Below are 13,926 nucleotides of genomic sequence, written 5' to 3' on the forward strand. Positions count from 1 at the left end.
GTCTACCGCCCCGAGGGGGCCACCCCCTCGGGGCGGTAGGCCGGGATCAGTCCGCCGAAGTGCCGTGGACCGCGCGCACGCCCGGGGCCGTCGGCGCCGGGATCTCCAGGAGTCCCTTGTCGGCGGAGTCCGCCGGGGCGTCCGCGCCCACCGGGGTGGTGGTCATCGGCCGTGCGGCGGCGCACCGCTGCTTCTCCGACTCGGACATCGGGCCGGTCCGCTGGAGGATGCGGTCCGGGACCGCGCGGGACGGGCCGTCGATGACGGCGTGCAGCCGGTAGTCCTCCTTGTTGCTGTGGAACCAGCCCTCGATCCGTTCCCTGCTCGGCTGGAGCTCCACCCAGCTCACCTCGCCCGGCTGGATCTTCTCCTCGATCTCGCGCCGGTCGCTGGAGAACCACTGCCAGGGCCGCTGCCAGCCCTTCTCGTAGGCCAGGGCGAACTGCGTCGCCATCGGGCGTTCCTTGAGGCGCTTCTTGTCCTCCTCGCGTTCCCCGGTACTGGGCAGCCTGGCCACCTCGTTGAGCGCGAGCCCCGCGTCCACATAGGTCTGCGCGATGCTGTCGTGGGTGCGCTCGGCGTAACTGAGGACCCGGGTGTGTTCCAGCGGGTTGCGGGTGCAGTTGACGAACGCCTCGCCGATCACCCGCGCCAAGCCGTAGTAGCGGAACGACATCCGGGTGTCGGGCCGGAAGACGCACGCGTTCTCGCCGTTGCACGAGGCCGCGGCGTTGTGCAGGGTCTTCTCGCGCTCGTTGCCCTTGTACGCCTCCGAGCGCTCCAGGCTCATCCTGGACACCCGTTTGTCCAGATCGGGCGGCACCTCCACCGCGCGCACCTTGGCGATCATCGGTGAACATGTCACATGTGTACGGGAGTCGGTGACCTTCGAGGTGAAGGTGAGCAGCGGTTCGTTCTCGGTGGCGGTGAACTCGTAGCTGCGGGCGGTCCAACGGCCGTTCCCCGCCCTGCCCTTGGTACGGCCGGGGTCGCCCGCGGTGGTGACCTCGCGGACCGTGCCCCCGGTGCCTTCCACGGTGTACGGCTGGCCGTCGGCGACCTGTTCGGGGGCGCACTCCTTGGACACGGCCGGGCTGTCCTCGTAACTGACCGTGACCTTGGCTCCCGTGCGTACGCCGCGCAGCCGCTGGTGCAGCGAGTTGTTGTCCTTCTGGAGTGCGACGCCGTGGGCGCTGTCGGTGCGGCCCGAAGCGGACGGTGAGTAGCGCTGGTTGGTGCCGGTCCAGAAGTCGATACCGACGGTGGTGGGGCCGTCCCCCTTCATGACGGGTTCGGCGAAGTCGCTGTTGAGGACGGGGACGGACTGGGACGGGGCCGCGGCACCGGCGGGGGCGGCGCCGAGTGTGACGGGCAGCGCGAGCCCGGCGATACCGAGCGCGGCCAGCGTGCGAAGAGGGAGAGTCATGGCGGGGCTCCTGGGGACAGGGGGCAGGGGTCAGCGCTCGGCGGGCAGCAGGGCGTCTTCGTGCGTGGGCAGGGCTCCGCGCGGTACGAGGCCCTGGGCGGGCACCTCTCGCAACTGGGGCTTCGCGGAACGGCCGGTGTCACCGTCTCCCGCCGTGTTCCCCGTGGGCCGCTTGCGACCGCAGAGGCTGTCGGGGACCGGGTAGGTCTGCGCCACGAACGTGCTGCTGTTGACCATCGAGGGGCTGTCCACCGCGATGTTGCTGATCCTCTGGCCCTTGTCGGTGACCAGGCTGCCGACCACCCGGCGCATCGCCGCACTGGCTCCGAACACCAGCATGTCGTACGGCTTGACGGTGCTCTTGTAGGCGGTGGCCTCGGTGTTGTCGACCGTCCAGGACTTGGAGTACGTGGCCTTGAAGGCGGCCTGGAACGCGAGGGCGGCGGTCATCGTGCCGGATGCCTTCGCCCCGGCGGTGACGCTGGTCTTGGTGCCGTTCTCGGAGGTGGGACCTTCCTTGAGGTTCGGCGTCTTGTGGTTGCTGGTGATGTCGTTGCCGAGCGAGGTGGAGACCTCGCCGGTGGCGGAGACGGTGCCCGTGGCGGTGACACTGCCGGAGATCTCGCCGCCGATGTTGTCGGTGCTGCTGGTACGCAATGTCACAGTTCGCGTTACATCGATGGGGTCCACGGTGCAATTGACGACCGCATTGCCCAGCGACTTGACAGCGGTGGCGAACTCACGGCCCTTGGCCGGGTCGATCGTGAACGTGCAGGCGTTGCTCCTGGACTTGTTCTTCTCGCAGTACTCCAGCACGTCACTGATCTTCGCGGGCCGGTTGTCGGCGGTGAACGCACGGGCGGTGGGCACGCTGTCCGCGCCGGTGCCGGCCATCGCGGGGGCGAGCGGGGCGATCAGGCCGAGGGTGATCAGGGGGAGGAGCAGCGTGGAGCGGTGCAGGGCGCGCTTGGGCATGACGGAATTCCTTCCGGCTGTGGGAAAGCGGGGAAGTGGGGGAGCGGGGAAGTGGGGGAGCGGGAGAGCGGGGGAGGCTCAGGAACCGAGCAGCGAGCAGAGCTGCGAGGCCGGGAAGGGCGCCGCACCGTCGTCGGCGGCACCGGCCGGCAGGGACCCGGGGAAGTCGGCGCAGGTGGACTCGACGGCCGAAGAGGCGTTGTCCGATGGATCCGGCTTGAACGAGCCGAGGGTGGCCGTCATGTCCGCGATCCCGTCCTTCTCGGCCTTGCCGGAGCCCGCCAGCTTCCCCATGCAGGAACTGGAGTCCGGCGGGCACTCCTTCAGCTTCTTCTCGGCCGCCTCGATGTCCTTGCCGGCCTGGGTCGCAGCCTCCTGGGTCTTCTTCTGCTCCTTCTCGATGTCCTTGGACTCGTTCGCGTTGGTCTCGCGGTCCTTGCACTCCTGGTCGTCGGGCTTGCATTCCTCGGCGGGGACGGCAGTTGAAGCCTGTACGGAGTGGCTTCCGCCGTACGCGGAGGCGGCGCCCGCCAGTGGGAAGACGGCGACGGCACACGCGGCGGCGGCCAGCAGGGCGGTGCGGGTGGGCAGCGAACGGATGCGCATGGGGGAACTCCAGGCGATCGGGGGGTGGGGGACGGCCGGGCCCGTGGGAGGGCCCTTCGGGACGCGCGGCCCGTGGGGGCGGGCCGTCGGTCGGCAGGGGGATCGGCAAGGGAAAAGGGGCGCGGGGCGGGGCCGGGGGACGGCCCTGCCAAGATCATCAAGCGCAGGGAAAAAGTACATAAACCGCGGGCTCCCGGGCCCGGGACACACGGGAGTCATGGCCCGGGAGGGAAGCTCACCGCATCGGCGTAGTGGCGCCCAAGTCCCTTTCGCAACAAGGCTCCAGACGCCTGCGGCCTTACTCCCGACTGGCCCGTCGCACCCCGCCGCGAGCCGCCGGCGCTCACCCCGTACCCCGTACAGCGGCCCGTCGCTCGGGTGGTGAAGCCGGTTCGGCGCGCGTAAACGATCTTGCGTGGACAGTCTTGAAGTGAGCGCGGCGGCCGTGACCCGGTCCGCCGGGCATCGTCGTGGGCCTCCCATGCCCGCGGCCGTCCCCATGCCCCGGACCCGCCCCGCCTCGACTCGTCCCACGTACCCCACACCGAAGGACGCCCATGTCACATTTCACGCGTCGTACCCCGCGCCTGCGCGCCCTGGCCGCTCTCGCCGCGACGGCCACGGCACTCACCGCAGTACCGGCACTCATCTCCCCGGCCAGTGCCAACGAGGGCAATCCCACGGTCCTCGCCTGGGGAGCCGGCCGCACCGGCCAGCTGGGCAACGGCACCAGCACCGACAGTCTCAGCCCCGCCTCCGTGACGAGCCTCTTCCGCGGCGACGTCGACCAGATCTCGGCGGGCGGCACCTCCTCGTCCGACTCCTTCGTGCTCGCCCGCACCGACAAGACCGTCAAGTCCTGGGGCAACAACTCCATGGGCCAGCTGGGCAACGGCGGCTCCATCAACCAGACCGTCCCCACCACGGTCCCGCGCCTCACCAACATCAAGGACGTCGCCGCCGGAGGCGGTCACGGTCTCGCCCTGGACACCAGCGGCCAGGTCTACTCCTGGGGCGACAACGCCTACGGGCAGCTCGGCAACAACCGCACCGGCGACAGCCGCACCGTCCCGGACCGCGTCCAGGGCATGCCCCGGGTCAAGCAGATCTCGGCCGGCTGCGACTTCAGCCTCGCCCTCCTGGAGAACGGCAAGGTGTACGCCTGGGGCCGGGGTGTCTACGGACAGCTCGGCAACGGCAGCCGTGCCGTCAGCTCCGTACCCCGCCAGGTCGAGGGTCTGGAGAACATCACCGAGATCGACGCGGGCTGCCACCACGCCCTCGCGCTGACCGCCGACTCCAACGTCAAGTCCTGGGGCTACAACCTCTACGGACAGCTCGGCAACTCCTCCACCAAGTCCGCCGTCACCCCCGTCGACGTCGACTGGATCGAGGACGTCTCCGACATCGAGGCCGGCGCCCACCACAACTACGTGATCACCAGCGACAGCGAGGTCTGGGGCTGGGGCAACAACCAGTACGGCCAGCTGCTGGAGTCCGACGAGGCGTTCGACGCCAACGTCTCACGCACCAACCGCACCGCCCCCGTCCAGATCCCCCGCCTCAAGGGCGTCCAGCACCTGGCGGCAGGCGCCCGCCACGGCGTCGCCGTCACCGCCGACGACGTCTACACCTGGGGCCACAACGGCGAGGGCCAGCTCGGCAACGGCACCACGGTCCCGCGCTACGAGTCCGTGAAAATCCTCAACGAGGGCTCCGCGATCAAGGACGTGGCAGCGTCCCTCGGCGGCAACACGACCTATGCGTACTGAGGCGTACGGTCTCCGAGCCGCCACCGGCGCCGCGTTGACCATGGCCTTCGCGCTCGCCGCGACCGTCCCCGCGCAGTCCGCCGGGAGCGATCCGTGGGTGCGTTCCTGGGGCAGCAACGCGGCGGGCCAGCTCGGCAACGGGTCCACGGTCGGTCAGCAGACGCCCGGCTCGATGCGGGACCTGGTACTCGACGAGGTACGCCAGTTGGCGGCCGGCGGCTACGCCGACACCACGGCGTTCGGCGCCGCCCTGCTCAAGGACGGCACCGTGACGACCTGGGGCAACAATGCCCTCGGCCAGCTCGGCGACGGCACCACGACCAGCCGTAACACGCCTGCCGTGGTCACCGGTCTCACCGGAGTGAGCCGGATCGCCGCGGGCACCACCCACATCCTGGCCCTGCGCGAGGGCAAGGTGCTCGCCTGGGGCGGCAACGCCTACGGAGAGCTCGGCAACGGGCGCACCGTGCCTCACAAGGAAGGCACCGAGAACCGGCCGGTGGCTGTCCAGAGCCTCGACAAGGTCAAGGACATCGGCGCGGGCTGCGTCTTCAGTACGGCTCTGCGCCAGGACGGCACCGTCTGGACCTGGGGCGCGGGCGATAGCGGCCGTCTCGGCACCGGGAGCAACACGAGCAACAACACGCCCCAGCAGGTGAACGGCCTTGCCGACATCGTGGCGATCTCCACCGGATGCCAGCACGCTCTCGCCCTGACAGCGGACGGCACGGTCAAGTCCTGGGGCGCGGGCGAAGGAGGACGGCTGGGCAACGACGGAGTCGTCGATGTCAACGCGCCTGTCGATGTCGCCCACTTGGACGGCGTCAGCAGCATCCACGCGGGCTGGCGGCACAACTTCGCCGTCCTGGACGACGGAACCGTCAGCGCCTGGGGCGGCAACGCGTCCGGTCAGCTCGGTGACGGTACGACCGTCGACCGCACCACACCTGTCCCGCTCGACGCCCTCCACAACGTCCAGGAGCTGGTCCCGGGCAGGGAGGTCGGCGTCGCAGTCCTCGTCGACCAGTCCGTCGTGACCTGGGGGGACAACGCGGCAGGCCAGCTCGGCAACGGCACAGTCACCCCGTCCCGCACCCCGGTCGTCGCGCTGCCCGCAGGCAGCGGAGCCACGCATGTCGCGGCGGGCTTCTTCGCCAAGTCCACGTACGCGTACTGACCCACACACCTCCGAAAGGTCCCACATGGGCACCATCCCACGCACCCTGCGCACCACCCTCACCGCAACCCTCACCCTCGCGGCGCTCGCCGCCCCCTGCCTCCCCGCGCACGCCGCCCCCAGCGACCCCTGGGTCCGCGCCTGGGGCATCAACAACCTCGGGCAGCTCGGCAACGGCAGCGTCATCAACCAGCAGACACCCGCCGACGTCCAGGGCATCGCCCGCGACTCCGTACGGGAGATGTCCGGCGGCGGCGACGCCGACAAGAACTCCTTCGCCGTCGCCCTCCTCAAGGACGGCACCGTCAAGGCATGGGGCGCCAACCTCACCGGCCAGCTCGGCAACGGCACCGTCCTCGGCCAGGCATTCCCGGCCGCCGTCGCAGGACTCGCCGGAGTCAGCGAGGTCTCCGCCGGCAGCAACCACGTACTCGCCGTGCGCGCCGGACGCGTCCTGTCCTGGGGCAGCAACACCAAGGGCCAGCTCGGCAACGGCCTGAACGCCGCGGACCCGGCCGGAGTGCAGAAGACCCCGGTCGACGTCCAGAGCCTCAACAAGGTCAAGGACGTCGGCGCGGGCTGCGACTTCAGCGTGGCCCTGCGCCAGGACGGCACGGTCTGGGCCTGGGGCGAGGGCGCCAACGGCCGTATCGGCAACGGCGACAACACCGCCCGCAACACCCCGCAGAAGGTCAAGGACCTGGCGGACGTCGTGTCCATCTCGGTCGGCTGCGCCCACGTGCTGGCACTCACGGCCGACGGCACCGTCAAGTCCTGGGGCAAGAACACGGAGGGCGAGCTCGGCAACGACTCCGTGGCCGACAGCAACGTCCCGGTGGATGTGCACCACCTCGAAGGCGTCGCGAAGATCTCCGCCAACGCCTACACCAACTTCGCGATCCTGGACGACGGCAGCGTCAGCGCCTGGGGCTGGAACAGCGTCGGCCAGCTCGGCGACGACACGACCACCACCCGCACCACCCCGGTCCAGATCGCCCCGCTCCAGGGCGCAACGGAGGTCGTGAGCGGCTACGACCACACGGTCGCCGCCATGGACGACGGCGCCGTGATCTCGTTCGGCGCGAACGCCAACGCCCAGCTCGGCGACGGCACGGTCACCCCGACGCGCAAGCCGGTGACCGTACTTCCGGCAGGCAGCGGTGTCGCTCACGTCGCCGCTGCGACGACGGGCAAGTCCACGTTCGCGTACTGAGTACGGTCATCACCGGGCACCGCCCCCGGCAGAAGAGCCGGGGGCGGTGCCGCGCCCCTCAGCGACCGAAGGACGAACCCAGCGCCGCCTTCACCGCCACCGTGCCCAGCGTGCCGTGACCGAAGGTGAAGGAGCCTGTCCCTGTCGTCATGGACGGGAAGACCCAGAGAGAGCCCTCGCCGGCGTTCTCGCCCGGCGCGCCCACGGCCAGTTCCGCGCGGCCGTCCTTGTTGCCGTCCACGAAGGCGGCGGCCTCGCCGAACAGGTCGCCCTGCTCCGCGGTCCCGGTGACGCCCTCGGTGTCCTGGTTGAATCCCGTGGACTTCGTCCCCGTCGGACCGACTGCCGTACCGGGCAGGATCACGATCCCGCCCGCCCGCGTGGTCGTGCCGAGCGCCTCGCCCGGCACACCGACCGCCACCTCGCCGAAGCCGTCACCGTTGGTGTCGCCGATGGCGAGGGACGAACCGAACAGGTCACCGCGCTCCGCTGCGCCGGGTACGCCCGCCGAGTCCTGATTGAAGACCTGCGCCTTGGCGCCCTGGGCACCCGTGGCCCCGCCCGGCACATACGTCACCTGGCCGCCGAGGGAGAGGGGGTTCTCGGCATCGCTGTCGTAGCCTTCGAGCCGGCCCACGACGAGGTCTGCGTACATGTCACCGTTCACATTGCCGACGGCAAGAGTCTCCCCGGCCTCAAGCCCGGACCCATTGCTGCCGGTCACCTGGCCGAAGGGCCCCGGACCGGCAGGGCCACCGGCAGCGATGCTGACGCGCCGCATGTCGTCCTCGTTGCCGTTGTGCGAGAGACCCACGATGTCATCGCGCCCGTCGCCGTTGACATCGCCCGCCGCGAGATCGTGCCAGCGGTTGTCATCCACGTCAGGAGTGAGAGTGACACCGGCCGAGGCTCCCGCACGCGTGAACGGACCCGCCAGCACCTGGAGGTCCTCGTACCGGAACGTGGCGAGGTCCTTGAACCCGTCCCCGTCGAAGTCGCCCGCCGTCAGCTCGCTGCCGACCTCACTGGACGCGGCGCCCACCAGAAGCGTGGCGCCGCCCGAAAGACCGGCCGCACCACCCCATACGACGGACAGCGCCCCGGCCCGCACCGCGGTGCCGTCCTGCTCACCCGCCGAGCCGACCACCAGGTCGGTATAACCGTCCCGGTCGAGGTCGGCGGAGACGAGCGTGCTGCTGAAGCGGTCACCGGCCTCCGCCACGCCGGGTATGCCGGCCGAGTTCTGCGTGATGACCTGCTTGGTGGTGACCTTCAGGCCACTGCTGGACCCGTAGACCGCTCCGGCGAACCCGGCACCCGCGAAACCGTTGACGCTCGCACCGGGCGCCGAGAACGCCAGATCGCCGTACCCGTCGCCGTTGAAATCGTCCTGGAGCCCGGCGGCGGCGGTCGTCGCCCGTACGGGGCCGGACGGCGCGGCGGCCTGGGCGGCGGACGGCGCGGCGGCCTGGGCGGCGGTCGGCAGGCTGACGACGGCGGATGCCACGGTGATGGCGAGGGCCAGGTTTACGCCGAGCGCACGGGATGCCACGCGGACTCCTTCGTGTGGTTGGAGTTGATCTACACACGCTGTGACAGCCGGATCCGGCCAACGGTTGTACCGCGGGAGAAACCTTTACTGATCACACATCGCCCGGGCCACAGGCACGCCGAACCGCTCTCCGATCCCGCTGAACCGCTCCGATCCGGCCGGCCCGGTCCCGCCGACCGGTCAGCAACCGCCCTCACCCCCGCCGCACCCGCCCCGAGATCCGCCGGCCGAGCCGCCCCAGGGTGCTGGGCCGGTTCCACGCACGGAACGCGTCCGCCCGGCCGCTGCTTCCGGCACTCTCCACGGCCTGCTCGACCTCCTTCAGAAGGGCGGGCGGGAGCGTGCGCACGGCGGGGCGCAGCACATCCCGGAGCAGGGCGTCGGCCGTGGTGTTCCACGCCTTGCCCGCGTGCGGGTACGCGGTCCAGACGCCGAAGCAGCCCGCCGTATACCCGGCATCGGTCCTCAGCCTCTGCGCGACACCGTCCGTACGGGCCGCACGGTCGTACGCCGCCACCAGGTCGGCGTCCTCGCTGTGCACGAAGGCGTACACCTCGGCCTCCGGACGGTCATGGGCGAGCAGCCGTACGGCCAAGGCCCCGAACGCCCGCTCCCGTACAGCCGGTTCGACGGGTTCGGCCTGGGCGCACAACTCCCTGGCCCGCTCCACCCAGCCCTCCTCGGCCACCCCGGAACCCACCTCGCGGGCGAAATCGAGCAGCAGCAGCGCCCCCCGCACCCGCCCCTCGATCTCCTGCGGGAAGCCGCGCAGCAGATCGTGCGTGAGCCCGGCCGCCTCCTCGTCGTCGGCGGACGCGGCGAGCGCCGCCTCGACGAGCCTCGACCACGTCCCCGCCGTCCGATGCGCATCCGACGTGGCCGCCTCCAGCAACAGCCGCGCCTCCCCGGCCGTCGGGGCACGATCCCCCCACACCAGACCCGCAGCCGTACGCAGCACCATCGGCTCCGCGAACGGCGAAAGCCCGGCCGCCCGCAGCACCCGCTGCCACACGGCCGCCCGGTCACCACCCAGCGTCGCCCGCGCCCCGGCGGCCTCCGAGCACATCCGCAGATGCGGAAGCGCCTGCGTCCCCGTGAAGGGCAATGTCACACGTCCCAGTAGACGTTCCACCGCCACCGGGTCGTCCGGCGCGATCCGGTCCAGCGCACCGAGCAGCGCCGTCCGTACGTCGAACTGCTCGTCCAGCAACTCCAGCAGCGCAGGCCCGAACTCCGGATCGTCCTCGGCGAGCAGCGCCGGCGCCAACCGCCGTACGACACCGGGCAGGAACTCCGCACAGTCCACGTCCAGCAGCCGCGCCACCCGAAGCAACTGCACCGTCCGCGCCACGTCACCACTGGTCGCGGGAGCACTCAGCTCCGCGAGAATCTCCGGCCCGAGTACGGTCCCGATCGCCTCGCCCTCCGGACCCGCGAATGCGGAGCGGCCCGGCAGTTCGAGCGAACCATTCCCTCCACGAACCGCCTCCGTGACCAGCATCGCCGCGAGCGGAGCGGTCGTCGTGACGGGCGAACGCCCGTCGAGCGCACCGAACAGCCGCCCCACCGCGTCGAACTCGGGCCCGGTACGGTCATCGATCCCGGCCGACGTCAGCGCCTCGACCAACTGCCGCGTCTGCTTGTCATCCAGCGCGTACGGCCGCTCCGCCGCCCAACCAGCGGCGGCAGCACGCTCATTGGCGGCCAGCGCAATCCCCGCACACAGCGCCGTCACGGCCAGCGGACCGGCGGCAAACGGCTCCCCGTGCAGCTCGCCCGCCTCCCGGAACAGCTCGGGCGCCCGACTCCGCCAGATCCGGGCAGCCGTCTCCGCCCAGGCATCCCCCGTAACCCCCTGCGGCCGGGCCCCGGTGCACGCATGCACACGGAGATCGCCGCCCAACTCCCGTACATCGTCGGGAAGTACACCCACCACCCGGTGCGGCGCACCCCCCGGCTTCCGGGTGTACGTCGTGAACGTCAGCCGCTCCGCGCTCTCCCGTGGCAACGCGGCCCCGGCCAGCGCGATCCACCGCGCCACGTCCGCACTCTGCCGCTCGACGAGCACGACCGGCGATACCGGCGGGTTCTCCTCGCTCACCCGTCGCAGATCGGCGAAGACGGACGCGAGCCACGGACTCCGCGAAACGGCGAAGTCACCCAGCCCCTCACGCACCGCCCCGTGCCCCGGCGGCAAGCTGCTGAGGGGATCGGGTATCGCGCCGCCGGGCGTCACGGAGACCCACTGAGGCGACCGCCACGCGTCGACCGGCAAACGGCTGCCTGTCAGTCGCGCATCCACGGGCAGATGCACGGCATGGGCATGGAACCGTACGGGAGCGGAGCCCGCCCCGCGCACGGGCACCGTGCGACAGAGCAGCCGACTGCCGTCGGACAGCACACTGAAGCTGAACGCCTGCGGCAACGACCACAGTTCGGAATCCGACGGCAGGAACGGAACATCGGCCGGAAACTCGTACCCGATCAACGGCTCGATCTCCGCGAGCAACGCCGCCGAGATCCCGGGACCGACCGCTGTGAACCGTCCCCCCGTAGCCTCGCTCCCCGGCGCGGCGGAGGTGTAGTGCAACTGTGCAAGGCTCATGCGTCGGCCCTCTTCGTCCCTGCCGCGAGCGTCCCCGTATGCACCCCACGGCTGGGGGTGGGGAGAAGTCCCGCAGCCGTGGGGGCGACGCTATCAAGCCGGGGCGCACTGATGTGCGGGCTCAGGCCCCAGCGGCGTACGAGACGAAACTCGTCCAGGAACCGGGCCGGAGCGCGAGCTGCGGGCCGTCGGTCACTTTGGAGTCGCGGATGTGGATGGTGTCGGGGCAGGTGGCTACTTCTACGCAGGAGTCGCCGTCACCACCGCTGTAACTGGACTTGTGCCAGGAGAGGGCTACTTCTACACAGGAGTCGCCGTCGCCACTGCTGTAGCTGCTCTTGAACCAGGTCAGTTCCGTGGTGCTCATACCGCTCCTCGCATCTGCCGCAACAGGCCCAGGGAGTCCTCCAGAGAGAGAGCCTGTGACCGCATCCTGGCATACCGCATCTGGAGCGTGCTGACCACCTTGGAGTCGCCGATGAGCTGTCCGCTTTTCTGTCCCTCGCAGTATGCGAGCCATCGATTCTCCGGGGTCTCGCACAGTTGCATGGGCCCGGCCAGCCCCGCATGGCCCGTGCTTTCGAGCGGCATCACTTGCACTTCGATGTTCCGCAACTGGGCGAGTTCCAGCACATGGCCGATGAGCTCGCGCGTGACCTCCCGCCCGCCCATCAGCCGCCGGAACACATGCTCCTCGACGATGAAGCTGTACGGGGTGTTCGGCCGCTCCCGCAGGAGACGCTGCCGGTCCAACCGTGCCGCCATCTGCTCCTCGACCTGGGTGTCGCCCAGCGGCGGCAGCTGGTTCACGAACAACGTCCGCGCGTACGCCTCCGTCTGCAACAGCCCCGGAACCAACCGGCATTCGTACGTGTAGAGGCTCACCGCCTCCGCCTCCAGCTTCGCCCACTGGCGGAACCAGCTCGCCAGCCCCGGCCGCCGGGACAGATGCCGTGCCGCACCCCTGATCGCCCCGAACGCGTCCAGCACCACTTCCGCACGGTCCACGAAGTCGGCCGGGGGGAAGCGCCGCCCCTGCTCGATGGAGGCGATCGTCGGTACCGAGTAGCAGACCAACGGCGCGAATTCCTCCTGTGTCAGACCGGCACGCTTCCGGAACGCCTTCACGACCTCGCCGAACGCCTTGAGGCTGTCCGAGGATTCCGGCTCCCCACCGCTCGTAACTCCACTCGTACTGCCCCCGATGTCAGCCATGTCCGGTCACCCTTCGCGCCTGTCCCCAACCGCTCCAACCCAACTGATCCATCGTCACGTTCCGTGAGGCGTACTGTCCACGGTGTGTACCCGTACGCTGACGCAGCGTACGAGTCACGGAGTCCGAGTCAGTACGCGGAGCTGGTCGACGAGGGCGTGGACGTCGCGCGCAACGGTGCTGTCGGTGACGCATTCCGCAGCCGTCGCGAGCGTGGGGCGGCAGGCGCGGCAGAGCCCGTCCGGGAGCGCTTCCGCACGGCCGGGGACCCCGCAATTGGTGCACTCGACCATCGTGCTGCGTACGGGAACATCGGACGGAACAGCGGCAGGCATGCGGGGCGGCATCTTGTCGCGGAGGCGGCGGCGTACGAAACCGCGCGGCACGTCGACCGCTTCCGGGAGTCCGGCGGTCAGGGCGTGCGTCAGGTACTCCGCGCTCGCACCACGCGCCATCCACTCCGCAGCAAGACCCTCCAGGGCCTCGCAGTCGGCGGCCGAGAGAGCCAGGCGCCGCTCCCGGCAGCCAAGTTGAGCGAGCGCGAGGTAGGCGGGCGTGGGGGAGTGGTCATGTTGCGGAGCAGGGGGTTCGACGACATCGACGGGTGCTGCGGGCACCGGGGCACACTCGCCCACCGCCACACCACCCTTACTGTCCTCGGCGGCGATGAACGCGGCCCACCACTCGTTGTCGCGCGCCGTGCGGGACCAGAAGGTGCGGAAGACCCAGCGGATCTGGTCGCCCGTGCCGGCCGGACGCCGTACGCGGCGAAGGTGTCCCGCCACCGACAGGGCGGTGAGCGCGGTACCGACCGCCTGCTGGCCGTAGCGGGGGAGCTGCTGGGCGAGGGTCTTGACCGTCATCGCGGCGCCTTCCGGCAGCCGGTCGACGAAGGACGCGATGTACCGCTCGCGCTCGGGCAGGAGGGCGAAGTCCTCGGCGTGGCGCGGGGCCTGGTCGGGGGTGGATCGCTTGCCGTAACCGGGACTGGCCATCGGGTACGAGGACGGGGATGCGGGCGCTGACAGGGCAGCGCTAAAGTTCTCATTAGCCACGGGATCGACTCCATACTTCGATCTTGGGGTGAGACCCCGGCCTGGTGCTCTAACACCGAGTCGGGGTCGCTTTTTTGTTGTGTGTCGGCACCGTAAGCAGCCGCGCGGGCGCGCCGCAAGCCGGTCCCGACTAGTCGTACTTACTCGTCGTGACGGGTGGGGGAGGTGGGGTTGGTTTTCCTTAACCAGCTTTATTTACCCGGTGGTTGGGAAGAAGCTCGACTCTCGTGTCTCGCGTCCCGGCGCCCGAATCCCGGGTCTTGAGCTTCGGGGCGCGCACCCCCGTACGTACGCTCCAAAGAGTGAGCGACCCGCCCCGGATCTCGCATCCC

11 protein-coding genes are annotated in these 13,926 nt (G+C 70.3%); 3 read left to right on the forward strand and 8 right to left on the reverse strand.

What is annotated here, in order from left to right; all coding sequences use genetic code 11:
* Positions 1–46 precede the first annotated feature (46 nt).
* The 3 genes from ACWGO0_RS25285 to ACWGO0_RS25295 all read right to left on the reverse strand — a co-directional run bounded on the left by ACWGO0_RS25285 (position 47) and on the right by ACWGO0_RS25295 (position 3,007).
* Positions 47–1,426: a hypothetical protein gene (locus tag ACWGO0_RS25285; RefSeq protein WP_453539311.1), complete on the reverse strand. Its 1,380-nt coding sequence runs from the start codon at positions 1,424–1,426 to the stop codon at positions 47–49.
* 30 nt (positions 1,427–1,456) lie between these two features.
* Positions 1,457–2,401, reverse strand: a complete 945-nt coding sequence (locus tag ACWGO0_RS25290) for a hypothetical protein (protein ID WP_453539314.1) — start codon at positions 2,399–2,401, stop codon at positions 1,457–1,459.
* A 78-nt stretch (positions 2,402–2,479) separates the two neighbouring features.
* Positions 2,480–3,007, reverse strand: a complete 528-nt coding sequence (locus tag ACWGO0_RS25295; protein WP_453539317.1) for a hypothetical protein — start codon at positions 3,005–3,007, stop codon at positions 2,480–2,482.
* 557 nt (positions 3,008–3,564) lie between these two features.
* Here ACWGO0_RS25295 and ACWGO0_RS25300 point away from each other — a divergent pair.
* Genes ACWGO0_RS25300 through ACWGO0_RS25310 form a run of 3 tightly spaced genes read left to right on the forward strand, consistent with a single transcriptional unit; the run spans position 3,565 to position 7,169 of the window.
* A complete protein-coding gene (locus tag ACWGO0_RS25300) occupies positions 3,565–4,779 on the forward strand; it encodes an RCC1-like domain-containing protein (protein WP_453539320.1) in 1,215 nt (404 codons plus the stop codon).
* Positions 4,769–5,956 carry an RCC1 domain-containing protein gene (locus tag ACWGO0_RS25305; RefSeq protein ID WP_453539323.1) on the forward strand — a complete coding sequence of 396 codons (1,188 nt, stop codon included), beginning with the start codon at positions 4,769–4,771 and terminating at the stop codon, positions 5,954–5,956. The genes ACWGO0_RS25300 and ACWGO0_RS25305 overlap by 11 nt, the downstream gene beginning before the upstream one ends.
* 25 nt (positions 5,957–5,981) lie before the next feature.
* A complete protein-coding gene (locus ACWGO0_RS25310) occupies positions 5,982–7,169 on the forward strand; it encodes an RCC1 domain-containing protein (RefSeq protein WP_453539326.1) in 1,188 nt (395 codons plus the stop codon).
* A 58-nt stretch (positions 7,170–7,227) separates the two neighbouring features.
* Here ACWGO0_RS25310 and ACWGO0_RS25315 read toward each other — a convergent pair whose 3' ends face one another.
* The 5 genes from ACWGO0_RS25315 to ACWGO0_RS25335 form a co-directional block, all read right to left on the reverse strand.
* Positions 7,228–8,721 (reverse strand): VCBS repeat-containing protein, encoded by a 1,494-nt coding sequence (locus tag ACWGO0_RS25315; protein WP_453539329.1) that lies wholly within the window; start codon positions 8,719–8,721, stop codon positions 7,228–7,230.
* 193 nt (positions 8,722–8,914) lie between these two features.
* A complete protein-coding gene (locus ACWGO0_RS25320; protein ID WP_453539332.1) occupies positions 8,915–11,326 on the reverse strand; it encodes a GTPase-associated protein 1-related protein in 2,412 nt (803 codons plus the stop codon).
* A 121-nt stretch (positions 11,327–11,447) separates the two neighbouring features.
* The gene (locus tag ACWGO0_RS25325) at positions 11,448–11,693 is read right to left on the reverse strand and encodes a DUF397 domain-containing protein (protein WP_453539334.1); all 246 of its coding nucleotides are present in this window, start codon (positions 11,691–11,693) and stop codon (positions 11,448–11,450) included.
* Complete coding sequence (locus tag ACWGO0_RS25330; protein WP_453539337.1) at positions 11,690–12,541, reverse strand: helix-turn-helix domain-containing protein; 852 nt, start codon at positions 12,539–12,541, stop codon at positions 11,690–11,692. The genes ACWGO0_RS25325 and ACWGO0_RS25330 overlap by 4 nt, the downstream gene beginning before the upstream one ends.
* A gap of 114 nt (positions 12,542–12,655) precedes the next feature.
* The gene (locus ACWGO0_RS25335; protein ID WP_453539340.1) at positions 12,656–13,534 is read right to left on the reverse strand and encodes a MarR family transcriptional regulator; all 879 of its coding nucleotides are present in this window, start codon (positions 13,532–13,534) and stop codon (positions 12,656–12,658) included.
* Between the last annotated feature and the right edge of the window lie 392 nt (positions 13,535–13,926).

It is taken from the genome of Streptomyces sp. NPDC055749, from assembly GCF_053617235.1.